Consider the following 25,442-nt stretch of genomic DNA (forward strand, 5'->3'; position numbering starts at 1 on the left):
CATGCTCCGACGCCGGATGATGCCGCAGAATTCCTGTCAACGCTTGCGCCTGTGAGGTTCGGATGGATCACATGCCGCAGCGCTGACGATTGATATATATTCTTTCCGCATGAACGCGCAAACACCCGCCCTGATGCCCGACTTCGCAGATCTGCTGCTCGACGCCGTATTCATGGTCGATGTTCTCGGACGCATCGTGTACGTCAGCGCGGCATGCGAGCGTATCTTCGGCTACACGCCCGGCGAGATGATCGGCAGGGAATTGTTTGACTTCCTCGCGCCGGAAGACCGCGCGACGACCAGGGACGAAGCCAAACAGGTCATGGCCGGGTACCCGCGGATCGGTTTCGAAAACCGCTATGTCCGCAAGGATGGCCGTCGCGCCAGCATCATGTGGTCCGCCCGCTGGTCCGAAGCCGACCAGTTGAGAATTGGTGTCGCACGCGACGTCACGAAGCGAAAACACGCCGAAGCGATGCAGGCAGCCACGTATGCCATCTCCGAAGCTGCGCACACGGCCGGCGACCTCGTGGCGCTGTTCCGCGAAATTCACCGGATCATTGCCGAGCTGCTGCCTGTTGCCGGTTTCACCATCGCGATGTGCGACGCACACACCGGCCGGCTCGCGTTTCCCTACCCCCTTGACGATCAAGCCGACGCGCCCGCCGAACAGGAAGCGATCGCGAGCCGGATGTGTACCGACGTCATCGGCAGCGGGCAATCGAAACTGCTGCACCACCGATCGCCGGCTGCCTTGTCCGATGCTTCCGCATCTTCCGGCGGCAGTGCATCCTGGCTGGCCGTACCGCTTTTTTCGCAACAAGGCGCAATGGGCGCATTGATCGTGAAGAGCCGCGCCGGCACGTTCTACACCGAGCAAGACCAGGAGCTGCTGCAGTTCGTCTCGACACAGGTGGCAACGGCCATCGAGCGCAAGCAACTGCACGCGGAACTCCTGAGGATGGCGCAATACGACGCGCTGACCGGCCTGCCCAACCGGCGCCTGTTCCATGACCGGATGGAGATCGCGCTCGCCAGAAACCGGCGCGAACAGAAGCGGGTGGCGGTGCTCTACGTCGATCTGGACGACTTCAAGCGTGTCAACGACTTGCTCGGCCATGCAGCCGGTGATCTGCTGCTGCAGGAAGTCTCGCGACGGCTGACGCAGTGCGTGCGCGAGGAAGACACTGTCGCCCGCCTGGGCGGCGACGAGTTTGTGGTGCTGCTGGAGCATGTGCCGCTGCCCGGAGACGCCGCGATCGTCGCGGAAAAGATCCGGAGTGCGGTCAGTCAGCAGGCAAGCATCGACGGACAACAGCTCCGGATGCTGCCGAGCATCGGCATTGCGTTCCATCCCGACCATGGCGATGACGCGGAGCAGCTTCTGAAGCACGCCGACAAGGCGATGTACTCGGCAAAAACGGTCAAGGTTCGCGGGTCGGAATAGGCGTCGGCGAATCAGGCCTGCCGATTTTCAATTGGTGGGCGCACCGCTGCCAGGGAGATCGTGCGCATCAAGGATGCGCATAGACGATATGCGGAATCCCGACAAAGCCGGCCCTACTCCTCCAGCGCCAACCCCAGCGTCTCCTTGATCTCCTCCATCACCACATAACTCTTCGACTGCGCCGCGCCGGGCAGCTGCAGCAGCATGTCGCCCAGCAGCTTGCGGTATTCCGCCATCTCGCGGATGCGCGCCTTGATCAGGTAATCGAAATCGCCCGACACCAGGTGGCATTCCATCACTTCCGGAATGCGCAGCACTTCACGCCGGAACTGTTCGAAGGTTTTGGCCGACTTGTGGTTGAGCGTGATCTCGACAAACACCAGCAGGTTGACGCCGACGGCGGCGGGGTTGATGCGCGCGTAGTAGCCGGAGATCACGCCGTCGCGCTCCATGCGCTTGACCCGCTCGATGCAGGGCGTGATGGACAGGCCGACCTGCTCCGCCAGCTCCTTCATTGCCATGCGGCCATCCTGTTGCAGCAGTTGCAGGATGTGCTTGTCGATCTTGTCCAGCGCACGCATCGATTCCTTCTGGATACGCATGATTTATTCCTGAAAATTGATTTATATACAAAAACAAATCCTAGCAGATCACCGTTAGCATAGTTGCATATTCCGTATTTCATTCATTTTTCATTTACCGGAGATTGGCATGCGCGTCCTCGTTCTGGGTAGCGGTATCGTGGGTGTCACCAGTGCTTACTATCTGGCCAAGGCCGGCCACGAAGTCACGGTCATCGATCGCCAGTCCGGCCCGGCGCTGGAGACGAGCTTTGCCAATGCGGGCCAGATCTCGCCCGGCTATGCGGCACCGTGGGCCGCGCCCGGCATCCCCTTGAAGGCGATGAAGTGGATGGTGCAGAAGCATGCGCCGCTGTCGATCACGCCGGACGGCACGCTGTTCCAGCTGCGCTGGATGTGGCAGATGCTGCAGAACTGCACCGCGGAACGATACGCGGTCAACAAGGAGCGCATGGTGCGTCTGGCCGAATACAGCCGCGACTGCTTCAAGACCCTGCGCGCGGAAACCGGCATTGCCTACGAGGGCCGCCAGCAAGGCACGCTGCAGCTGTTTCGCACCGAGGAGCAATACGCGGGCGCGGCCAAGGACATCAAGGTGCTGCAGGATGCCGGCGTGCCTTTCGAGCTGCTGACGCGCGACGAACTCGAACGCGCCGAACCCGCGCTGAAGGCGGTCAGGCAAAAGCTGGTGGGCGGCTTGCGCCTGCCGAACGACGAGACCGGCGACTGCCAACTCTTCAGCACGCGGCTGGCACAGATGGCCGAGGCGCTCGGTGTGAAATTCCGTTACGGCGAAAGCATCGATACGCTGGCATTCAACAACAGCGAAGTCGCAGGCGTCGTGTGCGGCAGCCGCATCGAGCAGGCCGATGCCTATGTCGTTGCACTCGGCAGCTATTCCAGGAATTTTCTGCAGAAGCTTGTCGACATTCCGGTCTATCCGCTGAAGGGCTATTCCATCACGGTGCCGATCGTGAATGCGCAATCCGCGCCGGTGTCCACCATCCTCGACGAAACCTACAAGATCGCCATCACGCGCTTCGACGACCGCATCCGCGTCGGCGGCATGGCGGAGATCGCCGGCTTCAACAAGGAGCTGAACCCGAAACGGCGCGCCACGCTGGAGATGGTCGTCAACGACCTGTTCCCGGGCGGCGGCGATACGTCACAAGCGACGTTCTGGACCGGCCTGCGCCCGATGACGCCGGACGGCACGCCGATCGTCGGCCGCACCGCCGTGAAGAACCTGTTCCTCAACACCGGCCACGGCACGCTGGGCTGGACCATGTCCTGCGGTTCGGGCCAACTGATTTCCGATCTCATCTCCGGCAGGAAGCCGGCGATCAGCTCGGACAGCCTGTCAGTGCTGCGCTACGCGAAATCACATGGTGATGCGACAAGCACGCCCGCCTATGCATAAAAGCGAGGGTTCTCATCCATGAACGCAGATATGCAGCGCGCCGGCGCAATCCTGACCATCGACCTCGATGCAGTACGCGACAACCATCGCCTGCTGCGGGCACGCACTGGAGGAGCGGTGTGTGCCGCGGTGATGAAGGCCGATGCCTACGGCCTGGGCGCGCAACAGGTTGCGCCGGTGCTCGCGAACGACGGTTGCCGGCATTTCTTCGTCGCCCATCTCGATGAAGGCATCCGCCTGCGCGCCGTGCTGCCGCCCGATGCCGAGGTGTTCGTCCTGCATGGGCCGCCGGTCGGCGCGGAGCGCGAATTCGTCGCGCACAATCTGATTCCGGTATTGAACAGCCTGCAGCAGACGACGGCATGGTCCGCTCTGGCAAGGCAGATGAATGCACGCCTGCCCGCGCTGCTGCAGGTCGATACCGGCATGTCGCGCATGGGCATGCCGGATGAGGAGATCGATGTGCTGCTGCCGGACGCGGAAATCCTTGCACCGCTGGAACTGCGCTACCTGATGAGCCATCTGGCCTGCGCCGAAGTCCAGGACCATCCCATGAACGCCGCGCAGTTGCGGAAGTTCCATGCGATCCGCGCACGCTTTCCCGCCATGCCGGCCTGCCTGGCCAATTCCTCCGGCATCTTCCTCGGGCCGGATTACCACTTCGATCTGGTGCGGCCCGGTGCGGCGCTGTACGGCATCGCGCCGGTGGCCGGCATGGCCAATCCGATGCGGTCCGTGGTTCGTTTGCAAGGAAAAATCATCCAGACCCGCACCATCCGCCAGGGCGATTACGTCGGCTACGGCATCAGCTACAGCGCCACCGGCACACGCGACATCGCGACGGTAGCCGTCGGCTATGCCGACGGCTGGCTGCGCGCGATGAGCAATCGCGGAGCCGGATTCATCGACGGCGTCAGGGTGCCGTTCGTCGGCACGGTATCGATGGACAGCATCACGCTCGATGTGACCGGGATCGACAAGGCGAAACTGGCCGCTGGCGCATTGGTGGATTTGATCTGCCCGGAACATCCGGTCGATGCGGTCGCGGCGCTGGCCGGCAGCATCGGCTACGAGATCCTGACGAGCCTGGGCCGCCGCTACCATCGCGAATACCTCGCACCGCAGGACGACCTGCCGCAGGCGGCATCGAATCGCACCGCATTGCGCGCGGCGTGAACGATATTGCGCGACCGGCCGTACACGGTGCGGCGGTCGCGGCATTTCTACAACGCGGGCAGCTCCCGCATCTCTTCCTTGCGCTCGCTGTACCTGCTGGTGAGGTAGTCCGCACGGTCGCGCACCAGCAGCGTGAACTTGTACAGCTCTTCCATCACATCCACCAGCCGCTCGTAATAGGGCGACGGTTTCATGCGTCCGCTTTCGTCGAACTCCTGATACGCCTTGGCGACGGATGATTGATTCGGGATGGTCACCATCCGCATCCAGCGGCCGAGCACGCGCAACGCGTTGACGGCGTTGAACGATTGCGAGCCGCCCGAAACCTGCATGACGGCCAGCGTGCGCCCCTGGGTCGGGCGGATTGCGCCGATTTCCAGCGGCAGCCAGTCGATCTGCGACTTGAACACGCCGGTCAGCGTGCCGTGCCGCTCCGGGCTGCACCAGACCTGGCCCTCCGACCATTCCGACAGCCTGCGCAGTTCCTGCACCTTGGGATGATCCGGTGCGACGCTATCGACCATCGGCAATCCGTGCGGATCGAACACGCGCGTCTCGGCGCCAAAGTGCTGAAGGATGCGCTCCGCTTCCTGCACCAGCAGCTTGCTGTAGGAGCGTTCGCGCAAGGAGCCATACAGCAGCAGGATGCGCGGTGGATGCGTCGACACGTTTGCCGGGTCGAGCTTGTCGAGTGTCGGCACGTCGAGATGCGCGCCGTTGATGTTCGGCAGGTTGGCGAGCTGGTCAGACATTTTTCGCCGTCCTCTTTCCCTGCGCGTCGATCACGGCTTCGCCGTCTTCCTTCGTGAACGGACCTTGCTGCGGCAACGGCAGGATGTCCAGCACGAGCTCCGACGGACGGCAGAGCCGCACTCCCATCGGCGTGACGACGAAGGGCCGGTTGATGAGTATCGGGTGCGCCAGCATCGCGTCGAGCAATGCCTCGTCGCCAAGCGACGGATCGTCGAGGCCCAGCTCGGCATACGGCGTGCCCTTTTCGCGCAGCGCCGCGCGCACGCTCAGGCCGCTCCTGGCGATCATGTCCGTCAGCACCTCGCGGCTCGGCGGCTTGCTGACGTAATCGACGATGCGCGGTTCGACGCCGGTGTTGCGGATCAGGGCCAGCGTGTTGCGGGACGTGCCGCAGTTCGGGTTGTGATAGATCGTGATATCCATTGTTTATGCCTTTGCTTCATACCATTGACGAGAACGATTCACGACATTGACGACCAGCAGCATGACCGGCACCTCGATCAACGCGCCGACCACGGTCGCCAGCGCCGCACCCGATTGAAAGCCGAACAGGCTGATCGCGGTTGCGACCGCCAGCTCGAAGAAATTGGATGCGCCGATCAGGCTCGACGGCCCGGCCACGCAATGCGGCACGCCCAGCTTGCGATTCAGCAGATAGGCCAGGCCCGAGTTGAACACGACCTGGATCAGGATGGGCACGGCCAGCAGGGCAATGACCAGCGGCTGGCTGACGATCGCCTCGCCCTGGAATGCAAACAGCAGCACCAGCGTCAGCAACAGCGCCACGATCGAGTACGGACCGAGCCTGGACACGGCGCGCTCGAACACGCCCCTGCCTCGCGCCAGCAGCGTCTTGCGTATCGATTGCGCCAGAATGACCGGGATGACGATGTACAGGACGACCGAGGCGAGCAGCGTATCCCACGGCACGGTGATCGCGGACAAGCCGAGCAGGAGCGCGACGATCGGGGCGAACGCGACGATCATGATCGCGTCGTTGAGCGCGACCTGCGACAGCGTGAAATACGGATCGCCCTTGCACAGCTGGCTCCAGACGAACACCATCGCGGTGCAGGGCGCGGCCGCCAGCAGGATCAGGCCGGCGATGTAGCTGTCCAGCTGCTCCGCCGGCAGCCAGCCGGCAAACAGATGGCGAATGAAAATCCAGCCCAGCAGCGCCATCGAGAACGGCTTGACCAGCCAGTTGATGAACAGCGTCACGCCGATGCCGCGCCATTCGCTCCTGATCTGCACGAGCGCGCCGAAATCGATCTTGATCAGCATCGGGATGATCATCACCCAGATCAGGATGCCGACCGGGATGTTGACTTGCGCGATTTCCAGCCGCGCGATGGCGTGGAAGACGCCAGGAAAAAGCTGTCCCAGCACGATGCCGGCGACAATGCACAGCGCCACCCATGCCGTCAGGTAGCGTTCGAAGAAGCCGATTGCGGGTGCGGCGTGGCGGGCGGTTGATGCGGCAGAGGAGGCGTTCATGGAAGAATACTTTGCTTCAAGAAGAGCCGGGGCTAGTGTCCTGAGTTGAAAATTCGTTGCAAATAAAAGTGATGAAATCGCGACGAGACAAGGAAAAAAGCACAGCAAGGCCGAGGCCTTGCGAGCATTTTTGACGCAGTATCGGTGCGATTCTCGTCATCTTTTATGCAGCGAATTTCTAACTCAGGACACTAGCGATATCCCGGCGATGTCATGTCAATCTCTTGTGCAGGCAGACTGCCTGCGATGGACACAGGCCCGCAAACTCGGTCGTCTGTTGCAGCGACTGCGGCGCGCTTGTGCGGGCGACAACGCGGTAACCGCGCCGCGCGAAAAAGTCCGCCGCCGTCATGGTCAGCAAGTAGAGCGAGGTGACGCCGATGCCGCGCGCCTCTTCCTCGATCGCCGCGGCCAGCAGCGATCCCAATCCCGCATGGCGCACGGCAGGCTGCACCGCCAGCGAGCGCAGCAAGGCATCCGCTGCGTGGCATTCCAGGCCGACGCAGCCTGCGATGCCGGAGCCGGCATCCGCCACCAGAAACCGCCGCAAGCGTGCAAGATCGACATCCTGAAACGGCAAGCCGCTCTCCTGCAGCAGATTCAGAATCGATGGCAGATCGCTCGGCACGGCGGGGCGGATATCGAATTTCATCTCGCGAATTTCCTCGTGTATCAACGACGCTTCCGGGCCGGCGTGCATGGCGCGCCGCCGCAACAGTTCTCGGTCAGGAAGGCCACAAGATCATTCATCGTGTCGAAGTTCACCGCATAGATCAGCGAGCGGCCGTCCTTGGTCTGGCTCACCATATCGGCGTGGGTCAGCTCCTTCAAATGGAAGGACAGCGATGACGGCGGAATGTCCAGCGCCTCGGCGATCCGGCTGGCGGCCATGCCTTCCGGCCCGGCCTGCACCAACAGGCGGAACACGGCAAGGCGCGAATCCTGGGCCAACGCGGCCAGGGCGGTGATTGCGGATTTCGTTTCCATGTTTCGATGATAGTGGAAATATCGACGATTGGCAAACCGGCCTTTGCATGGAGCCGTCAATCCCGGCTCAATCCTGCATCGCCGGACTACCACTCCAGCGCCAGCAGCCGCGCCGCCATCCTCGGCGCGCACAGCCGGCTGATGTCCTCGCGCACGGCCCAGCGAAAGTCGTCCATCTCCGGCGTCGGCCGGCCCGTGATGTGGTGCGGAAAATGACTGGTGCAGATCAGGTGCGCAAGGCTGTCCATGTCTTGCGGCGCGCGCACCCGGAACAGGTGCAGGCGCTTGTCGCGCCGGTAATCGAAATTACCTATGTCCTCGAATTCGCCTGCCTCGAATTGCAGACCGGTTTCCTCGCGCAGCTCGCGTCGCGCTGCGTCGAGCGCGGACTCGCCGGGGTCGCGCAATCCTTTCGGGATATCCCAGTGCGCCTGCCCGGTGACGTGGCAGAGCAGCAGCTCGCCGCGGGCATTGATCACAAGCGTGCCGCACGAGGTCGCCCGTCCTGTCGATGCTGAAGTTTTTGTCATTGCTGCCAATCCGGTTCCTGTTCGCAATATCCGTTGAGCGGCACGCGACGCGGCAGTTCACGCCGCCTTGCATGCCCGCCTTTGACAAATTGTCTTGCAGTATTGTTTCCACATTGAACTATAGCCGCACGGCACTGGTCACACCGCCATTCAATACGATTCGAACCCGGCTGCATTGGCCGATACCGCATCCGCGCGTCCGCGCGGCATGACGATTCACCAATCCGTGCACGGGCTTTTTGCCACCCTTCTGCTTTTGCGCATTCGGGCCGCGTGCCCGATCGACATCATTCATGAATATTTCCTCACACGAGCGCGCCCTGCTTCCCCTCATCGCCTTGCAAGGTGCGGTCGGCACGCTGGCCGGCTTCATCGGTTTCTTCATCATGCGTGCGCATGACGTGAATGCATTGTTCGGCTTCACCGCCGGCATGCTCACGACGGCGATCGCCGCCACCTTCCTCGCCTATCTTTTCGGTCCGCGCCTGAAGCTGACCGGCAAGCGCCTGCTCAAGCTGGGCTTTCTCGTACCGGGTCTGTTGATCCTGTGCGGCGACGGCTCGATCGCGGTGATGGCGCTGGCCTACGGCTCCTTTGTGGGCCTGAGCTGGAGTGCGCGCCACTGGCTCGAGATGTCGCTGCTGGCCGACGCCGAACGCGACGGCTACGCGGCGCATTCGGGCGCGCTGACCGTGGTGTTCGGCATCGTGACCACGCTGGTGGCGACGCTCCTGCTCGCCGGCACGGCGGAGCAAAGCCGCTATGTCTACCTGCTGTATGGCGCGATCTGCCTCGCGGGCGGCGCGTTGCTGGGGAACCGGATACCGGAGACGCCGCCGGTATCGATCAGGGATCCATTGTCGGTGATCCGGCAGCCGGAATTCATCGCCTGCCTGCCGCTCTTCTTTCTCGAATCCGGCCTGTTCGGCATCAGCCAGGCGCTGGCGTCCGCCGGGGCGGTGAAGGCGCTGAACTCGGCCAGCCATTTCGGCTGGGTGGCGACGGTGGCCGGTCTGGCCGGCGGCGTTGCTCTTTATTTCACGCGCAAGAACCGGGGCGTGCAGAACCGCGTGCACTGGCTGGGCGGCTCGTGCCTGGTGGTCGGCATTGCCTTCGTCCTGCTGGGCGCGAGCGCATGGATACCGGCGCTGTACATCGGTTATACGGTGCTGAAATCGGCCGGCGGTCCGTTCCTCGCCGCCAGCGAACAGGTGCTCAACCAGCGCACGCTGGATATCCAGGGCAGCCTGTCGGACCGCATCTTCGCGCGCGAATTCGTGCTGTGGGGCCTGCGCATGATTTCGCTGCTGATGTTCTGGGCGCTCGCGACCAGGCTGTCGCCCACGCACATCCTCGCGGTCGGCTCCACGCTGCTGGCGCTAGCGACAGCCATGGAGTACGTTTTCGGCAAGTCACTGTTCTGGAAAAACCACACTTCTGTCAACGCGGCAATATGATATTGCGCTGCAAAATGGTGTGCGCCGTGTCGTTTTTACATGCCTCTCCATGCCGGAATGGCACTAGCTTGCACGGCAGCCGCATTCGCCGCCGGCTCGAAATGGAAGGCTGAAACCCGCGCCAATAAAGGCATTGCGCCGATGGTGACAATCGCGGAAAACACTCGCTCCAGCATGATGAGTGAAAAAATTACCTGCATCACGGAAACGCATTATTCATCCAGGTGATAGCAGCTATAGAAAATGAAAATTGGCCAGATGCTGCGTCGCCGCATACAATTCATTTGTCTCCTCCAAGTCTCTCCTGAGATTGGATTCAAGCCCGCCTTCAACCGCGGGCTTTTTTTTTGACGCTGACAGGAGGATCTTGATGCATATCGTCTATATCCACGGCAACGGCCAAACGGCGGAGAGTTTCAACTTCATCCGCTCGCAAATCACGCGCTTCCCCGAGATCGTGCTCGAGTACGACAGCACGAACGGTTTCTACAACAATTTTCAGGACATGCTCGTACGGCTGGACGGTGTGAGGGACATCTTCTTCATCGCGCATTCGCTCGGCGGCATCTATGCGCTGCATCTCGCCAACGCGATCCCGGATCGCGTGCTGGGCGCGGTCACCATGAGCACGCCCTACGGCGGCAGCGAAGCGGCGGAAATCGTCAAATACATCCTGCCCTTCAACCAGCTGATCCGCGACATCCAGCCCAAGAGCGCGCCCATCATGGACGCGAAAAAATTCACCATCCGTCATCCGTGGATCAACATGGTCAGCCTGAAGGGGCAGTCGCCGCTGATGGTCACGCCCAACGACGGCGTGGTCACATTCGACTCGATGCGGCAGCGCCAGGACATCCGGCTGATCGACGTGGAAAGCAACCACTACGAAATCACCCAGAGCCTGTACGCGGTCGAGATCATCCGGCAAGCGCTTGCCGACGTGGAGAATGGCGTTGCGCCGGTGGTGAGTGCGTACGCCTGACGCAGGCAGAAAGAACAGCGCCTACGCGCTTGCCGTATCCGCAGCGGATTGCGCGGGGAGTGCGGGGTGCGCAGCCCGCGTGCGCAGCATCGCTTCCAGCTCCGCTGCCGGCACAGGTTTGCTCCAGAAATACCCCTGATACTCGTCGCAGCCGAGCGCGCGCAGGAATGCCAGCTGCTCCTCCGTCTCGACACCTTCGGCCAGCACCTTCAGCCGCAGGCTGTGCGCGAGCGCGACCACCGATCTGACGATGGCGGCATCGTCCGGGTCGGAGCTGATGTCACGCACGAACGAGCGGTCGATCTTGAGCGTGTCGAGCGGGAAGCGCTTCAGGTAGGCGAGACTGGAATAGCCCGTGCCGAAATCGTCGATGGAGATGTGGATGCCCATGGCGTGCAGATTCGCGAGGATGAGCGCGGCCTCCTCGGCATCCTGCATCAGGATGCTCTCGGTGACCTCCAGTTCGAGCGATGCGGCGTCAAGGCCGGCATCGTCCAGCACCTGGGTGATGAATTCCACCAGATGCCGTTGCCTGAACTGCACTGCCGACAGGTTCACCGCAACGCGCAGCGGCGGCAGCCCCGCATCCTGCCACTGCCGGTTCTGCTGGCAGGCCGTCATCAGCACCCACGCGCCCAGCGGGATGATCAATCCCAGCTCTTCCGCCAGCGGGATGAACTCGGCCGGCGAGATCAGGCCCTTCTGCGGATCGTTCCAGCGCACCAGCGCTTCCACCGCCACCATCGCGCCGGTGCGAATATCCACCTTGGGCTGGTAATGCAGCATGAACTCGTTGCGCTCGATCGCGCTGCGCAGGTTCTTTTCCAGTGCCAGCCGCGTACGCGCCGCGGTGTTCATTTCGGATGTGAAGAACTGGTAATTGCCGCGCCCCATTTTCTTGGCGTGGTACATCGCCCCGTCCGCATTGACCATCAGCGCGCGCAGACTCTCCCCGTCATTGGGATAGACACTGATGCCGATGCTCGACGAGATGTGCTGTTCCTGATGCTCGATGGAGAACGGATCCGACAGCGCCGCGAGGATTTTCTGCGCGACGTGCGCCGCCACTTGCGGGTCGCCGATTTCTTCCAGCAGCACGACGAACTCGTCGCCGCCGATGCGGGCCACGGTATCGAGCTGGCGCACCGTCGCCGTCAGCCGGGCCGCCATCGCCTGCAACAGCTTGTCGCCGTAGTGGTGGCCCTGCGAGTCATTGATCGTCTTGAAGCGGTCGAGGTCGAGAAACATCACCGCCACCAGCCTGCCCGAGCGCTGCGCCGATGCGATCGCGTGATTGATGCGGTCTTCCAGCAGGGCGCGGTTCGGCAACCCGGTCAGACTGTCGTGCAGCGACAGATGCTGCAGCTTGCTGTTGGCGTCGCGCAGCGACTGCACCAGCCGCGCAGTCTTCGACGCCAGGCGCGAATCGACCACCGACAGCAGCAGCGTGACGCCCAGGATGCCGATCGACGCAAGTGCGATGGTGATCGCCAGCCAGTGGCTGTCCACTCCGCCGCGCGCAAGACAGACGCTGTCGCCCGCAAAATTGGCGGCGGCCATGCCGGTGTAGTGCATGGCGATGATCGCCATGCCCATCACGACGGCGCTGGCCAGCTTCTTCGTCTGCGCCATCGACGAGCTGTCATCCCGCAGCGTGGACGTGATCCACAGCGCGGCAATGGATGCCGCGATCGCAATCGCGATCGACGCCGCGAACAATGCAGGTTCGTAGCTGATGGGCGGGGACATCCGCATCGCGTACATCCCCGTGTAATGCATCGCCGCGATGCCCAGACCCATCGCGACGCCGCCGATGCAAAGCCGCCTCCAACCGACCCTGGGCCGGCTCACCAGATACAGCGCGAACGCCGATACCGCGACGGCGATCACGAGCGACAGCAAGGTGACAACAAGGTCATAACCGATCCGGATCGGCAGGCGGAAGGCGAGCATGCCGATGAAATGCATGGACCAGATGCCGGCACCCATGGCGCCTGCGCCGCCGATCAGCCAGACGCAGGACGTCCGACCCTGTGACGAGACAACGCGTCCGGCGAGATTGAGTGCCGCATACGATGCAAGAATCGCAACAGCGATGGAAAGTATGACAAGCCTGCTGTCGTAAGCACCAACCAGATAAGCCACTTCGTGTCCTTGTAAAGCTGCCTGTTACGGCGCAAGGGGATGTAATACCTTATCGTCAGCGCGACGGAAAACTTGAATTTCTCATGGAAGGGATTCGGGTCGTGGAGGTCGTTGCTTGCACGACAAGTCGAGACCATCCGATTGCTTGCCGAATGCGTGCGCACGTTAATGAACCGCGCGTCAGGGAGCCGTGCTTGCGCCATGCCAGGCTTTCCTTCAAGACGGACAGTGCCGTCTGAAAATCGTCCTGTGCCGAATGCTGCGCGGCGAGAAAACTGTGCGCCACATTGGCATCCGACGCAATCGGGAATCCAGCCATCGAGCGAGCAATGCCGTCATCCCGGCTTTCGTCGGGGTGACGAATCGTTTGCACCGTTGTCATTCACCTTCCGGATTTAGATCGCCGTCAGATAGCACGCCATGCACGTGCAATGGACTCCCGTGACTTCGCATATCAAGAAAACAAATATATTCTTCTGAATATATTCGTTCTCAAAAAAATCTCCGTCCGCTACGATGACTGCACTTCATTCAGTCATTCACAGGGAAAACCATGCAGATCAACAACAAGGGCGACGTGCGCGAGAAGCCGGCGATCGCCCGTTGATGCATTCATTCTCGCCGGGACATTCATCGATGCGCCGGCGAGCTTGTCCCTGATGTTATCTTTCCCATACCGAACCATCCGCATCCACTGCCATGAACGCACACCTCGACGAAATCTACCTCGATGCCAATGCCACCACGCCCGTGCTGCCGCAGGCAATTGAAGCCGCAAGCCGCGTGATGCGTGAAGGCTTCGGCAATCCGAGCAGCACGCACGGCACCGGCCTGCGCGCCAATGCCTTGCTGCAAGACGTGCGCGACCGGGCAACGCGCGTGCTGGGTGCGGAGCATGGCCGCGTGCTGTTCACCAGCGGCGCGACGGAAGCCATCCAGACCGCCGTGCTGTCCGCACTGTGCGACCTCCGCGAGCGCGGCGAGCATGCCGGACGCCTGCTGCTGTACGGCGCGACCGAACACAAGGCGGTACCGGCCAGTCTCGCGCACTGGAACAGCGTGCTGGGACTCGGTTGCCGGATCGAGGCAATCCCGGTGGACGCGAACGGCCGTCACGACCTGGCCTTCCTGCGCACGCATGCGCCGCACGCGAGCCTGGTCTGCACCATGGCCGCCAACAACGAAACCGGCGTCATCTCCGATCTGCGCGGCATCGAAGACGCGCTCGCCGCCTGCGCCGTCAAGCCGCTGTGGCTGGTGGACGGCGTGCAGGCTTTGGGCAAGCTCGCGCTGAACCTGGCGCACACCCGCATCGACTATGCCGCATTCTCCGGCCACAAGCTGTATGCACCCAAAGGCATCGGCCTGCTGTACCTGCGCAACGGCGCGCCGTACACGCCCCTTCTGGCTGGCGGCGGTCAGGAATCCGGATTGCGTTCCGGCACCGAAAACATGAGCGGCATCGCCGCGCTGGGCGCGGTGCTGGAGGCGCTGGAACAGCGCGACGCGTTTCGCGAACATGCGGCGCTGCATGCCTTCCGCGAACAGTTGATCGCGGCATTGCGCGACGCACTGCCGGAGCTGGCGTTCAATACGCCGCTCGACCTCGCCGTGCCGACGACATTGAACTTTTCCGTGCCGGGATTTACTGCCAAGGAATTGCTGGATCTGTTCGACGCCGCCGGCGTGCGCGTCGGCACCGGCTCGGCCTGCAATTCGAGCAAGGCATCGCCCAGCCACGTGCTGCTGGCGATGGGCATTCCCGCCGCGCGTGCCGCCTCGGCCATACGGCTATCCTTCGGTCCGGCCGCGACCTTGCACGACATCGCCGCCGCCTGCGAAAGAATCAGAGCCTGCGGTGCAGCCCTGCGGCGCAGCTGCCGGCTGCCATCCGCCAATGCAGACACAGCGCCGCAACACGGTCTCACGCAACTCGTCGCCGACCAGGCCTGCACCTGGTTGCTGGCCGATGCGGCCAGCCGCAGCTGCGTGATCATCGATCCCGTGCCGCAGCTATCGGCGCGTCTGGAAGCCTATGTGCGCTGCCAGAACCATCGCGTGCTGGCCATACTCGATACCCGCGCTCATGCGCCGCATGAATCGGCCCGCGCCGCCCTTGCCGCGACATTGGCCGATTGCATGGCCGCAGGCAACGTTGATGCGTTCGGCTGGCCCGCAGGACATCGCACGGTAACGCTCGCGGACGGCGAGCGGGCCGAGGCGCTGACGCTGGGCGGCATTGTGCTGGCCCGCACGACGCTGCCCGGTCACGCGGCGGACAGCCTTGCCTACCTGGCGGGTACGCCCGATGCAGACGAAAGGCTACCGGCCGATGCAGTGCGTTACGCCTTTACCGGCGATGCGATCCTGCACGGCGCACCGGAGCGTGCAGGCGCTGTGCACGCCGCATTGCACAAGCTGACCGCCACCATCGGCGACGACAGCCTGCTCTGTCCCGCGCATGATGTCCACAACCGTTTCGTCACCACCCTCGCCGCCGAGCGCGACGCCCACTCGCCGCATGCTCGAACGCCGCAGTCCGGCGACACCTTGATCACCGACAAGACCGATGCCGGCAGCGAACAGTCGAACGAGCCGATCCATGACGCACCCCCCGACCGCCGCAGCAGCATCAACATCGCACCGGACGCCCTGCGCGGCTTTCTGCGCGAACAACCGGATGCGCTGCTGGTCGATGTGCGCGAAGCCTGCGAACACAGCTTCTCCGATCTGCCCGTGGTCGATACCCGCATTCTCAACATCCCCTTGAGCCGCTTTGCGGAAGGGGTCGGCCAATGGCTGGGCGGCAGCGAACAGCGTCCGCTGGTCTTCTTCTGCCGCAGCGGCAATCGCGGCATGGCCGCCGCCACATCCCTGCGACGGCTGGGTTATGCCAAGGCGTGGAATCTCGCCGGCGGCGTCGCGCTGAAGGCGACGGCATAGCGGGTGCGGCTCATGCGGCCAACTGCAGCCTGAGCCAATCGCAGGCATATTTCGTGATTACGGCACGCAGTTGATTGTCATTCCGAGCGCAGCGAAGAATCTCGATCGCATCCGCCACACGCACGAACCGTCAGGCCTGTCGCCTGCCAATGGCAAGCGCCCACTGCTGCCCGCCTTCGGACGCAAACGCCTTGATCCGCGCCATGACGGCATCGATATCAATGCCGTTCGCGCGCAAGCAGTCGCGCTTGTAATAACGGTGCAGATAGCGCTCGCCGCCATCGCACAGGATGCCGACGATGGAACCTTCCTCGCCGAATTTGAGCGTAAAAAGCCGCCGACCAGGCGCGGTCGGCGGCGTATCGCGGCAGGACTATTGTTGCCCCGTGTTTGCCCGTAAGCGCTCTATGCGGTCTCGATTGAAGCGTCAGGCTGATCTTGCGCTTGCAAACGGGCTTCGTGTTGCTCCCTGGCCAACCTTGCCCGCTCCTCTTTTGCCGCCTTTGTGGCTAGTTGCTTCGCGTTCAGCGGCTTTGTCTTCTTCACAGGCGCACTTGAGCCGGATGCTGCATGTTCTTTCGCAGTCGTCTTCGGTTTTGCTTCTTCATGCCCCCACGGAATATTGATCGTGACCTTGTTGTCCTTATCCATGGCCTTGATGAACAGGCCTTTCACGCCAATCTTCTCGGACGATGCGGGATCGCCCACATGCGTCGGCAACACGCCCTCGTGTCCAAAGAATTCCGGCAAGCGTCGCAAAATTTCTTCCTCGCCGGCACGATATTGAGCGTAGTGCAAACCTTTCTCGCTGAAGAAAGCATCCTTTTCCTTGTTCGTCTTCTTGCCCTCAAGGACAGATTTGAAGACATCCGGATATCGATTGCAAAGGCTTTTGGCCTGTTGCTTCAACTTGCCCATGTAGTCGCCATCCAGCCTAGGAATGTCAGGTGCGTCGCCCTTCGGACCTTGAATCAGCGTTTTTCCAAGGTCTGCAATGTCATCGGTCGTGACCCCAAGCTTTGCGTAAATTTCGCTCAATGTGACTGTCTTGATCTTCAGCTCATCCGCCTTTTCCCTGGCAGCTGCATAGTACGTTTTGGCCATGTCTGCAGGGATCTGATTGTGCTCAGCATGCAGATCGGCCAGGATCAGGACCGGCTCGATGATCCCGGTCGTTTCGCCGAGCGCCTTGAATGCCTTCATGCTGTTGACTCCGCTGTCCGAAATTTGCGCGGCATCCTGAAAGCCCCAGAACATCGGCATGGCACCCTTTCCATTACGGACGATGGCAGCAAGGGCCTCATCTGTCGTCGCCGATTTCGTCATGCCTCGAAAGAGTTCGGATTTTCTGAGCGTACGCTTCAACTCCTGCACAGGCGTCAGCGGGAACTGCGCCTTCAGTTCCGCAACCGAGATGTTCTGATTGATCCCCGACAGTGATGCTCGCCGTCCAGGAGACGCCACCGCGAGTGCCTCGCCTGGCACTGCCGCCAGCGAGGCCGACGAACCGCGTCGGGTCGGCACATACGCCTCCATCAATGCGCGACGCGCCGTACTTCCAGAAGAATGCAGTGCCGGAAGTGCAGCCGACGTCGGAGGTGCAGCAACCACGACACGAGGCGACGGCGATGCAACGACCACATGTGGTTCTTGATTCGTCGTCGGCAAGCATGGAACACAACTGGTCACAAGATCTTTCATGGCTCTAAACATGAGCAAATTCTCCTTAACAATAATTGATTGAGCCCTTCACCGATTCGGCAAAGAAGCGATGTGTCACGCACCAGCCTCTTCGATCCGCAAATGCAGCGGTTCGAACTTGTTCAGCAGTAACGGCTATATGTGGCGCGGAGAGGGGAAGAGTTTTTAGAATAATTTTGCATTTGCAACATCGTTTTTTGAATGCAAATCGCGCTTGCCGCGTCGAGTGTTTCGTGCTGCTTCGCACTGAAAACAGCTCGTCGAAATCGTGCACAGGCATGAACGAATCAGCACACCAATCCGCGCACTTGTTCCGCATCCCATGGTCAAACTCGACACGACATGTCGGATCGACATGCAGAGGTCGTCATGGAAAAACATCCAGTCTTGCCATCAGCGTCGTTCGGCGCGCAGCAGGCATTCAAACGCATTCCACCCGAGTCGCCAGCAGCTGACCGGAGAGCCGGTCGCATGGACGACATCACGAGAAGTGATATATCTCGCTGTATCAACATCTGGGCGCGCTTCTATCGTCACAAGGATGAACGCAGGGACATGCGCCATGCATGGCCGTCGCCTGTGTCGCAGCCAGACAACGAATGATCGGCTCGTGACCCTGTCGGTGTTAACGTGACGCGACACTTTCGTTGCGAATCCGCCAGGATTGAATTCGGGTACTTCACTTTCATTGCAATTTTGCAAATACTGCCTATGGTCATCTTGAAATTCGCTTGCGCATAAGAGAAGTACGCCTGACAAATTGAAGTGATGCGGTACCGTGCAGGCAACGGCCAGGCTCCCTGCCATATATATGGGATTGCACCGACGGTTGCCGAAGGGTCTAATTTCCGCACACACAAAATGCCGGGAGGGAGACATGACAACCACCTATACAAACGACGGCGCACGGGACGGCTTGTGGTTTTCGATCGAGATCGAGAAGGACGAGTTTCTGGCCTTCATATCGACCGAAGCACTGGCCGCTCACTTCAGGACTCCGAAAAAGCGCAGTGACGCGATCGCCGCGTACAAGGAAAATCAAAACATCATTGACGCGGTAGCACGCCACAAATTCCTCAACGGCTTTCCGCGGCCGATCAAGCTGGGCGCCGCCGATTTTTGACAGGACAGGCGGGGTGTGAAAACGCCGCCCGTTTTCAAGCGGACTGCCTGCTGCAAGGCATCCGGTTTCAGCAACACGATTACCGTTCCAGTGGTTCGCTCTGAGGGAACGGCATGCGAATGGCGATGCGGTTCCGGCGGCGCGAACCCGCATCAGACGCATGTCATTTTTCCATTGGCAGTCACCAGGATTCGCCGGCATCGCCGGCTGTCGCAGATATGGCGGTCCGCACGTGCTGTCGTTGTTTCACGCGGCTGCATGTATATGCCAGCATCAAGAGCGCTTGACCAATGCCTCTGGCCTTGCGAGCGGCGCGAGTACACACGCAGTCTTGAATCTCGCGATTCAATCCTTTTTTCGCGGCGCGGCGGATCACGGTTCCCGCGCATGGGACGCTTTATCTAATAATGGGGAAAGCAAACATGTTCAAGTCCATGTCAACGGGAACCAGATTGATCGCCGCCTTTGTACTGGTGGCGTTGTTCGGGGCGATTGTCGCCGCGATCGGCATTTTCAACATGCACAGAATCAACGACCGCAACGACGAGTTGTACGCGAACGAATTGCTCGGGCTTTCCTACATCAAGGAAGCCAACATCAACCTGATCTATCTCGGTCGTGCGCGCGGAAACTATCTGCTCGCAACCAGTACCGAAGAACGCGAGAAACAGAAGGAGCTGACACAAAAATACGCCGAAGCCGTGCAAAGCAATATGGCAAAGGCCAAACCGTTGTTCGCCGGCGAGCGCGCGAAGGAATTGCTGGCCGGCTTTTCCAGGACGTGGAACGACTATCAGCAATCGACGCAAAAGACCTATGCGCTTGGCGCGTCCGAACAGTTGCAGCAGCGCAGTGCGGAACTGTCGAAGGCCATGTCGGAGACACGCGGCTTCGCCGATATCCTCGACCACGAGTTGGCGGAATTGTCCAGGCAAAAGGAACAGGAGGCGCACGCGGCCGCCGAAGATGCCACCGCACTCTATCAATCGAGCCGGACCTTGATGACGGTGCTGGTTGCCTGCGGTTTGTTGATGAGCGTGGTGCTCGGCGTGCTGATCACGCGCAACCTGACCGGCAAGCTGGGTGGCGAACCGGACTATGCGGCCGAGGTGGCGAACCGCATCGCGCACGGCGACCTGTCCGTGCCCATCGAAACCAGGAGCGACGACCGCACCAGCCTGCTGTTTGCAATGAAGGACATGCGGGAGAGCCTCGTCAACATCGTTGCCAAGGTACGCAGCGGCACGGACACAATTGCCACCGCATCGAGCCAGATTGCGGCAGGCAATCAGGACCTGTCCTCGCGTACCGAAGAGCAGGCCGGCTCGCTGGAGGAAACCGCTTCGTCGATGGAGGAACTGACGTCGACGGTAAAACAGAATGCGGACAATGCGCGGCAGGCAAACGCACTTGCCGTGTCGGCCTCCGAAGTGGCGGCCAGGGGCGGCAACGTCGTGTCGCAAGTGGTGGACACGATGGCATCCATCAACGCGTCGTCGAAACGCATCGTCGACATCATCGGCGTCATTGACGGCATCGCGTTCCAGACCAACATTCTTGCCTTGAACGCGGCCGTCGAAGCCGCGCGCGCCGGCGAACAGGGGCGCGGTTTTGCAGTGGTCGCAAGCGAGGTGCGCAACCTCGCACATCGCTCTGCGGCGGCAGCGAAGGAAATCAAGGAACTGATCGGCAATTCGGTCGAGAAGGTCGATGACGGCGCGAAGCTGGTCGACCAGGCCGGCGTGACGATGCAGGAAGTGGTGGAAAGCGTCAAACGCGTGACCGACATCATGGCCGAGATCACTGCCGCCAGCGCGGAGCAGACTGCCGGCATCGAGCAGGTCAATCAGGCGATCATCCAGATGGATCGGACCACGCAGCAGAATGCGTCACTGGTCGAACAAGCCGCTGCCGCGTCGGAAGCAATGCAGCATCAGGCCGGTCAGCTGGCGCAGGCGGTCGGCGTATTCAAGCTCGACGCCACGTACCGGAACGCACCCGCACCGGTTGCCGGGGAACGCCGCGTTCCTCCGGTGCGCCCGCTGAACAGATCACGCGCGCAGAAGATTGCCTCGCCGGCAGTCTCTGCCATCACCGCGCAACCGAGACCACTCGCGAAAGTACAGGCCACGACCAGCGAGGAATGGGAGCAGTTTCAGGACACGCTCACACGCGGCCGCGTTAGCGGTCAAGCGTAAATCACCAGGCGATCCATTGTGCCGTGTCGCACGCGAAACTGAAGCGATTCGCGCGTGACACGGCAGTTTTTTCTACCGCAGACTGGCATCGGCCAGCAGGCGGATCACGGTGTCCGCAATGTGGCGGTGCCGGTCGTCAAGGCGGCGCAGGATCTCGATCGTCGCGACATCGCGCGGCTGCACGCGCACGCCGGTGGATGTGCCGGTGGATGCGCCGCTTCCCGCAGGCGCCGAAACGCCATTTGCGCCGAAGCGCAGCCATTCGGCGGAAACGCCGAACCATTGCGCGAGGGCGCGCAGCTTCTCCTGGGTCGGGATCGCTTCACCGACCAGCCACTTGCGCGCGGCATGGACCGAAATGGGCCGCCCCGCGAAACGCATGTTGAATTCGCGGGCCAGCTGGGTCGGACTATCAGGGGAATAGTGGCCATTTTGCAGCGCCTGCTGCAAACGGCTGCTGAAACTCAGTCTTTCTTCTCGGGACATGGTTCTGCTGCTTAGTTGCTTAGTTTTTCCAGCCGGACATTCTAATCGTAATTTATTGCCATTTAACCAATTGGCAATAATTCAACTGGATTCTGTTGCAGTTGCGCATTGATGCAGATCATGTTCTGGCGACAAGCAAGCCAGATGTGTTATCGCCACACCCATAATCGTTTGCGTGACTGCCGCCAAGGCAGCTGCCAGCGTATCCACAGCACGCACCGCTTCACAACAACACGATGTTCCGTACGTCCGACGCGCCGAAAAAGGAGACGACGAATGCAAAAATCCCTGCACATCAATGCCGACAAGTGCACCGGCTGCATGCAATGCGAGATGGCATGCAGTTACGAGAATTACGGCATGTTCAACCCCGCCAAATCCCGCATCAAGGTTTTTGAATTCCATCTCACAGGAAAGAAAGTTCCCTATACCTGCACCCAGTGCGACGAGGCATGGTGCCTGCACGCCTGCCCGGTCGATGCAATCCGGATCGATGCGGTGTCCGGCGCGAAGATCGTCGCGGAAGACATCTGCGTCGGCTGCAAGGTATGCACCATCGCCTGTCCGTTCGGCACGGTCAACTATGTGCAGTCCACCGGCAAGGTGCAGAAATGTGACTTGTGCTTCGACAACGTGACCGGACCAGCATGCGCCTCGGCTTGCCCGACCGGCGCGATCACCTATGTGGATGCCGACTGGACCGGGCTCGACAAGATGCGCCAGTGGGCCAACAAGCTCGGCAACCAGGCAAGCGCCTAGCCCAGAGGAGAACCGACATGGCATGGACCGGAAAAATCCTGCGCGTCGATCTGACCGCAGGTAGCTGCAAGACCGAAGACCTGAACATGGAGTGGGCGCGCGACTATATCGGCCAGCGCGGCCTCGCGACAAAATATTTCGTGGAGGAAGTCGATCCGCACGTCGATCCGCTCGCGGCGGAGAACAAGATCATCTGGGCCACCGGCCCCTTGACGGGAACGATGGCCTCGACCGGCGGACGCTATTCCGTCATCACCAAGGGCGCACTGACCGGCGCGATCGCCTGCTCGAATTCCGGCGGCTATTTCGGCGCGGAGCTGAAGATGGCCGGCTGGGACATGATCATTTTCGAAGGCAAGTCGCCAACGCCGGTGTATCTCAACATCGTCGATGACAAGGCGGAACTGCTCGGCGCCGCCTGGCTGTGGGGCAAATCGGTGTGGGAGACAGAACCGGCCATCAAGGCACGCCATCAGGACCCGCAAATTCGCGTGTCATCGATCGGACGTGCGGGCGAGACCGGCTGCCTGTACGCGGCGGTGGTGAACGATCTGCATCGCGCCGCCGGGCGCTCCGGCGTCGGTACCGTCATGGGCAGCAAGAACCTGAAGGCCATTGCGGTGCGCGGCACGCTGGGTGTCGGCAACATCCGCGATCCAAAGGCTTTCTTCGCAGCCGCCGCTGCCGCCAAGAAGGTGCTGGCGGACAACGCGGTCACCGGCCAGGGCTTGCCGACCTACGGCACGCAGGTGCTGATGAATGTGATCAACGAAATTGGCGCGATGCCGACACGCAATCACCGCGACGTGCAGTTCGAGGGCGCGAAGGACATTTCCGCCGAAGCGATGCACGAACCGCGCAAGACCGACGGCAAGAAGAATCTCGTCGCCAATCAGGCCTGCTTCGGCTGCACCATCGCCTGCGGCCGCATCTCGAAGATCGACGAGACGCATTACACGGTGCAGAACCGGCCCGAGTACTGGGGCGCATCCGGCGGGCTCGAATACGAAGCCGCATGGGCACTCGGCTCGGCCAATGGCGTCAACGATCTGGAGGCGCTGACGTACGCCAACTTCCTCTGCAACGAAGACGGCATGGACCCGATCTCGTTCGGCGCAACGGTCGGCGCGGTGATGGAGTTGTACGAGATGGGCGTGCTGACGAAGGAACAGGTCGGTATCGAGGCGAATTTCGGCAATGCCAGGGCGCTCACCTATTTCGCGGAAATCACGGCCAGGGGCGAAGGCTTCGGCAAGGAGATCGGCCTGGGTTCGAAGCGCCTGACCGAAAAATACGGCCATCCCGAACTGTCGATGAGCGTGAAGGGGCAGGAGTTCCCCGCCTATGACTCGCGCGGCATCCAGGGCATGGGGCTGGCCTACGCCACCTCCAATCGCGGCGCCTGCCATCTGCGCGGCTACACCGTCGCCTCCGAGGTGCTCGGCATTCCGGTCAAGACCGATCCGCTCGTCACCGAGGGCAAGCCGGAACTGGTCAAGGCATTTCAGGATGCGACCGCCGTGTTCGACTCGGCAGGCATATGCATCTTCACCAGCTTTGCGTGGACGCTGGCGGACGTGCAGCCGCAACTGCACGCCGCGTGCGACGAGTCCTACACCATGGAGAATCTGGCGACCATCGGCGAGCGCATCTGGAACATGGAGCGCGACTTCAATAACCGCGCCGGCTTCACCAGCAAGGACGACACGCTGCCGCCGCGCCTGCTGACAGAGCCGGCAAAAGTCGGTCCCGCCACCGGTCTGGTCAATGGACTCGACAAGATGCTGCCGGAGTATTACGCGGCGCGCGGCTGGACCAGCGACGGGCAGTTGACGGAGGAAACGCGCGTCCGGCTGCATTTATAGTCCTGCGCGGCGGAATGGGCATGGCGGTTCCGCATGCATTGCGCATGCGGAAGCCGGCAACGGCATCCGAGCGACGCCGACTCAGCCATGTGAAATCAACCAGCCACCGAGGACTCTCATGCAACACGTCATCATCGGCAACGGTCCGGCCGGTGTCATCGCCGCCGAAACCATCCGCAAGCATGCGCCCGACGACACCATCGTTTTGCTCGGCGACGAACCGGAAGTGCCGTACTCGCGCATGGCGATTCCGTATCTCTTGCACGGCAACATCGGCGAACAGGGCACGCATCTGCGCAAGCGCGATGGCCATTTCGAGCAATTGAACATCAAGCAGATACAGGGACGTGCCGCACGCGTCGATACCACTGCGCGCCAGGTCGTGCTGGAAGACGGCACGGCAATCGCCTTCGACAAGCTGCTGATTGCCACCGGCTCCACGCCCTCGCGCGCGCCGATACCCGGCATCGACAGCCCCGGCGTGCACAACTGCTGGACGCTGGCCGATGCGCGCGCCATCATGCAGCGCGCGAAACCGGGAGCGCGCGTGGTGCAGATGGGCGCGGGCTTCATCGGCTGCATCATCCTCGAAGCGCTCGCCGTGCGCGGCGTGCAGTTGACGGTGGTGGAAATGGAAGAGCGCATGGTGCCGCGCATGATGGGCGAAGGCGCGGGCAGCATGATCCGCCGCTGGTGCGAAACCAAGGGCATCACGGTGCATACCTCGACGCGGGTCGAGGCGATCGAGCAGATGGTGGATGGCGACACGCCGCTGCGGGTCAGGCTGTCGAACGGCCAGCGGATCGATGCCGACCTCATCATCTCCGCCACCGGCGTCAAGCCGAACATCGGTTTTCTCGCCGACAGCGGCATCCAATGCCTGCTGGGCGTGCTGGTCGACGAGACGATGCAGACGTCGGTGTCCGGCATCTACGCCGCAGGCGATTGCGCCGAGGCTTTCGACCGCGTGAGCGGCAAGACCATCGTCTCGGCGATCCAGCCGAACGCCGCCGACCAGGCCTATTGCGCAGGGATGAACATGGCCGGCAGACATGCGGTGCAAAACGGCGTAACGCAACTCAACGTGCTCGACACACTCGGCCTCGTCTCTACCTCCTTCGGCCAGTGGCAGGGCGTGCCGGGCGGACAGCGCGCCGAGCTGACCGACGAAGACGGCTTCCGATATGTGCGGCTCGAATTCGCCGAGGATGTTCTGGTCGGTGCCAACGCCATCGGCCTGACCCAGCACGTCGGTGTGCTGCGCGGACTGATCGAATCGCGCGTTCCGCTCGGGGCATGGAAGGATGCCTTGCTGGCCGATCCGCTGCGCCTGTCGGAAGCCTACATCGCGAGCAAGCAGCGTCGGCAGGCATGGCTCGGTTCGACGTGAAA

General features: G+C 61.8%; 22 protein-coding genes. 12 read left to right on the forward strand and 10 right to left on the reverse strand.

What is annotated here, in order from left to right; genetic code table 11:
• The first annotated feature begins 133 nt into the window (after positions 1-133).
• Positions 134-1,447 (forward strand): sensor domain-containing protein, encoded by a 1,314-nt coding sequence (locus D3870_RS20780; protein WP_242490126.1) that lies wholly within the window; start codon positions 134-136, stop codon positions 1,445-1,447.
• 113 nt (positions 1,448-1,560) lie between these two features.
• Here the strand turns inward: D3870_RS20780 and D3870_RS20785 are convergent, their stop codons facing one another.
• Positions 1,561-2,049, reverse strand: coding sequence for an Lrp/AsnC ligand binding domain-containing protein (locus D3870_RS20785; protein ID WP_119742955.1), 489 nt, complete (start codon positions 2,047-2,049; stop codon positions 1,561-1,563).
• Positions 2,050-2,158: 109 nt separating this feature from the next.
• Between D3870_RS20785 and D3870_RS20790 the strand changes: the two genes are divergently transcribed.
• Together D3870_RS20790 and alr are read left to right on the forward strand one after the other, a co-directional pair.
• Positions 2,159-3,448: a D-amino acid dehydrogenase gene (locus tag D3870_RS20790; RefSeq protein WP_119742956.1), complete on the forward strand. Its 1,290-nt coding sequence runs from the start codon at positions 2,159-2,161 to the stop codon at positions 3,446-3,448.
• Between the two features lie 18 nt (positions 3,449-3,466).
• Positions 3,467-4,624: an alanine racemase gene (gene alr / locus D3870_RS20795; protein ID WP_119742957.1), complete on the forward strand. Its 1,158-nt coding sequence runs from the start codon at positions 3,467-3,469 to the stop codon at positions 4,622-4,624.
• A 47-nt stretch (positions 4,625-4,671) separates the two neighbouring features.
• Here the strand turns inward: alr and arsH are convergent, their stop codons facing one another.
• The 6 genes from arsH to D3870_RS20825 form a co-directional block, all read right to left on the reverse strand.
• The gene (gene arsH / locus D3870_RS20800; RefSeq protein ID WP_119742958.1) at positions 4,672-5,376 is read right to left on the reverse strand and encodes an arsenical resistance protein ArsH; all 705 of its coding nucleotides are present in this window, start codon (positions 5,374-5,376) and stop codon (positions 4,672-4,674) included.
• Positions 5,369-5,800, reverse strand: a complete 432-nt coding sequence (arsC, locus tag D3870_RS20805) for an arsenate reductase (glutaredoxin) (RefSeq protein WP_119742959.1) — start codon at positions 5,798-5,800, stop codon at positions 5,369-5,371. Before arsC ends, arsH begins: the two co-directional genes overlap by 8 nt.
• A gap of 3 nt (positions 5,801-5,803) precedes the next feature.
• Positions 5,804-6,874 (reverse strand): ACR3 family arsenite efflux transporter, encoded by a 1,071-nt coding sequence (arsB, locus tag D3870_RS20810; RefSeq protein WP_119742960.1) that lies wholly within the window; start codon positions 6,872-6,874, stop codon positions 5,804-5,806.
• Between the two features lie 211 nt (positions 6,875-7,085).
• Entirely contained in the window at positions 7,086-7,526 is a 441-nt protein-coding gene (gene arsN2, locus D3870_RS20815) for an arsenic resistance N-acetyltransferase ArsN2 (RefSeq protein ID WP_119743199.1), read from the reverse strand.
• Positions 7,527-7,546: 20 nt separating this feature from the next.
• Positions 7,547-7,861 (reverse strand): ArsR/SmtB family transcription factor, encoded by a 315-nt coding sequence (locus D3870_RS20820; protein ID WP_119742961.1) that lies wholly within the window; start codon positions 7,859-7,861, stop codon positions 7,547-7,549.
• A gap of 86 nt (positions 7,862-7,947) precedes the next feature.
• The gene (locus D3870_RS20825) at positions 7,948-8,391 is read right to left on the reverse strand and encodes an NUDIX hydrolase (protein ID WP_119742962.1); all 444 of its coding nucleotides are present in this window, start codon (positions 8,389-8,391) and stop codon (positions 7,948-7,950) included.
• A gap of 293 nt (positions 8,392-8,684) precedes the next feature.
• On the opposite strand from D3870_RS20825, the gene D3870_RS20830 reads away from it, so the two are divergent.
• Together D3870_RS20830 and D3870_RS20835 are read left to right on the forward strand one after the other, a co-directional pair.
• Positions 8,685-9,848: a hypothetical protein gene (locus tag D3870_RS20830; protein ID WP_119742963.1), complete on the forward strand. Its 1,164-nt coding sequence runs from the start codon at positions 8,685-8,687 to the stop codon at positions 9,846-9,848.
• A gap of 370 nt (positions 9,849-10,218) precedes the next feature.
• The gene (locus D3870_RS20835) at positions 10,219-10,830 is read left to right on the forward strand and encodes an alpha/beta fold hydrolase (RefSeq protein WP_119742964.1); all 612 of its coding nucleotides are present in this window, start codon (positions 10,219-10,221) and stop codon (positions 10,828-10,830) included.
• 21 nt (positions 10,831-10,851) lie between these two features.
• On the opposite strand, the gene D3870_RS20840 is transcribed toward D3870_RS20835, so the two are convergent.
• Positions 10,852-12,975 carry a putative bifunctional diguanylate cyclase/phosphodiesterase gene (locus D3870_RS20840; RefSeq protein WP_119742965.1) on the reverse strand — a complete coding sequence of 708 codons (2,124 nt, stop codon included), beginning with the start codon at positions 12,973-12,975 and terminating at the stop codon, positions 10,852-10,854.
• A 699-nt stretch (positions 12,976-13,674) separates the two neighbouring features.
• On the opposite strand from D3870_RS20840, the gene D3870_RS20850 reads away from it, so the two are divergent.
• Both D3870_RS20850 and D3870_RS20855 read left to right on the forward strand, forming a co-directional pair.
• Positions 13,675-15,918: an aminotransferase class V-fold PLP-dependent enzyme gene (locus tag D3870_RS20850; protein ID WP_119742967.1), complete on the forward strand. Its 2,244-nt coding sequence runs from the start codon at positions 13,675-13,677 to the stop codon at positions 15,916-15,918.
• 70 nt (positions 15,919-15,988) lie between these two features.
• Positions 15,989-16,318, forward strand: coding sequence for a hypothetical protein (locus D3870_RS20855; RefSeq protein ID WP_119742968.1), 330 nt, complete (start codon positions 15,989-15,991; stop codon positions 16,316-16,318).
• A gap of 5 nt (positions 16,319-16,323) precedes the next feature.
• Here the strand turns inward: D3870_RS20855 and D3870_RS20860 are convergent, their stop codons facing one another.
• On the reverse strand, positions 16,324-17,631 hold the full coding sequence (locus D3870_RS20860) for a cytochrome c family protein (RefSeq protein ID WP_147375904.1): 1,308 nt from the start codon (positions 17,629-17,631) through the stop codon (positions 16,324-16,326).
• A gap of 865 nt (positions 17,632-18,496) precedes the next feature.
• Here D3870_RS20860 and D3870_RS20865 point away from each other — a divergent pair.
• Together D3870_RS20865 and D3870_RS23130 are read left to right on the forward strand one after the other, a co-directional pair.
• A complete protein-coding gene (locus D3870_RS20865) occupies positions 18,497-18,742 on the forward strand; it encodes a DUF1488 family protein (protein ID WP_119742970.1) in 246 nt (81 codons plus the stop codon).
• A 422-nt stretch (positions 18,743-19,164) separates the two neighbouring features.
• A complete protein-coding gene (locus tag D3870_RS23130; RefSeq protein WP_119742971.1) occupies positions 19,165-20,940 on the forward strand; it encodes a methyl-accepting chemotaxis protein in 1,776 nt (591 codons plus the stop codon).
• 72 nt (positions 20,941-21,012) lie between these two features.
• Here D3870_RS23130 and D3870_RS20875 read toward each other — a convergent pair whose 3' ends face one another.
• A complete protein-coding gene (locus D3870_RS20875) occupies positions 21,013-21,426 on the reverse strand; it encodes a hypothetical protein (RefSeq protein WP_119742972.1) in 414 nt (137 codons plus the stop codon).
• A gap of 276 nt (positions 21,427-21,702) precedes the next feature.
• Here D3870_RS20875 and D3870_RS20880 point away from each other — a divergent pair, with 276 nt between their 5' ends.
• The 3 genes from D3870_RS20880 (at position 21,703) to D3870_RS20890 (ending at position 25,440) form a co-directional block, all read left to right on the forward strand.
• Entirely contained in the window at positions 21,703-22,185 is a 483-nt protein-coding gene (locus D3870_RS20880) for a 4Fe-4S dicluster domain-containing protein (RefSeq protein WP_119742973.1), read from the forward strand.
• A 17-nt stretch (positions 22,186-22,202) separates the two neighbouring features.
• Complete coding sequence (locus D3870_RS20885; RefSeq protein WP_119742974.1) at positions 22,203-24,050, forward strand: aldehyde ferredoxin oxidoreductase family protein; 1,848 nt, start codon at positions 22,203-22,205, stop codon at positions 24,048-24,050.
• Between the two features lie 118 nt (positions 24,051-24,168).
• Positions 24,169-25,440 (forward strand): NAD(P)/FAD-dependent oxidoreductase, encoded by a 1,272-nt coding sequence (locus tag D3870_RS20890; RefSeq protein ID WP_119742975.1) that lies wholly within the window; start codon positions 24,169-24,171, stop codon positions 25,438-25,440.
• Positions 25,441-25,442: the final 2 nt, after the last annotated feature.

The sequence above is a fragment of the Noviherbaspirillum cavernae genome (assembly GCF_003590875.1).
Lineage (GTDB): Bacteria > Pseudomonadota > Gammaproteobacteria > Burkholderiales > Burkholderiaceae_D > Noviherbaspirillum > Noviherbaspirillum cavernae.

Coding starts and splice junctions, on each gene's coding strand:
- D3870_RS20780 (WP_242490126.1), top strand. CDS start 134: ATGCCCGACTTCGCAGATCTGCTGCTCGACGCCGTATTCATGGTCGAT.
- D3870_RS20785 (WP_119742955.1), bottom strand. CDS start 2,049: ATGCGTATCCAGAAGGAATCGATGCGTGCGCTGGACAAGATCGACAAG.
- D3870_RS20790 (WP_119742956.1), top strand. CDS start 2,159: ATGCGCGTCCTCGTTCTGGGTAGCGGTATCGTGGGTGTCACCAGTGCT.
- alr (WP_119742957.1), top strand. CDS start 3,467: ATGAACGCAGATATGCAGCGCGCCGGCGCAATCCTGACCATCGACCTC.
- arsH (WP_119742958.1), bottom strand. CDS start 5,376: ATGTCTGACCAGCTCGCCAACCTGCCGAACATCAACGGCGCGCATCTC.
- arsC (WP_119742959.1), bottom strand. CDS start 5,800: ATGGATATCACGATCTATCACAACCCGAACTGCGGCACGTCCCGCAAC.
- arsB (WP_119742960.1), bottom strand. CDS start 6,874: ATGAACGCCTCCTCTGCCGCATCAACCGCCCGCCACGCCGCACCCGCA.
- arsN2 (WP_119743199.1), bottom strand. CDS start 7,526: ATGAAATTCGATATCCGCCCCGCCGTGCCGAGCGATCTGCCATCGATT.
- D3870_RS20820 (WP_119742961.1), bottom strand. CDS start 7,861: ATGGAAACGAAATCCGCAATCACCGCCCTGGCCGCGTTGGCCCAGGAT.
- D3870_RS20825 (WP_119742962.1), bottom strand. CDS start 8,391: ATGACAAAAACTTCAGCATCGACAGGACGGGCGACCTCGTGCGGCACG.
- D3870_RS20830 (WP_119742963.1), top strand. CDS start 8,685: ATGAATATTTCCTCACACGAGCGCGCCCTGCTTCCCCTCATCGCCTTG.
- D3870_RS20835 (WP_119742964.1), top strand. CDS start 10,219: ATGCATATCGTCTATATCCACGGCAACGGCCAAACGGCGGAGAGTTTC.
- D3870_RS20850 (WP_119742967.1), top strand. CDS start 13,675: ATGAACGCACACCTCGACGAAATCTACCTCGATGCCAATGCCACCACG.
- D3870_RS20860 (WP_147375904.1), bottom strand. CDS start 17,631: ATGTTTAGAGCCATGAAAGATCTTGTGACCAGTTGTGTTCCATGCTTG.
- D3870_RS20865 (WP_119742970.1), top strand. CDS start 18,497: ATGACAACCACCTATACAAACGACGGCGCACGGGACGGCTTGTGGTTT.
- D3870_RS23130 (WP_119742971.1), top strand. CDS start 19,165: ATGTTCAAGTCCATGTCAACGGGAACCAGATTGATCGCCGCCTTTGTA.
- D3870_RS20875 (WP_119742972.1), bottom strand. CDS start 21,426: ATGTCCCGAGAAGAAAGACTGAGTTTCAGCAGCCGTTTGCAGCAGGCG.
- D3870_RS20880 (WP_119742973.1), top strand. CDS start 21,703: ATGCAAAAATCCCTGCACATCAATGCCGACAAGTGCACCGGCTGCATG.
- D3870_RS20885 (WP_119742974.1), top strand. CDS start 22,203: ATGGCATGGACCGGAAAAATCCTGCGCGTCGATCTGACCGCAGGTAGC.
- D3870_RS20890 (WP_119742975.1), top strand. CDS start 24,169: ATGCAACACGTCATCATCGGCAACGGTCCGGCCGGTGTCATCGCCGCC.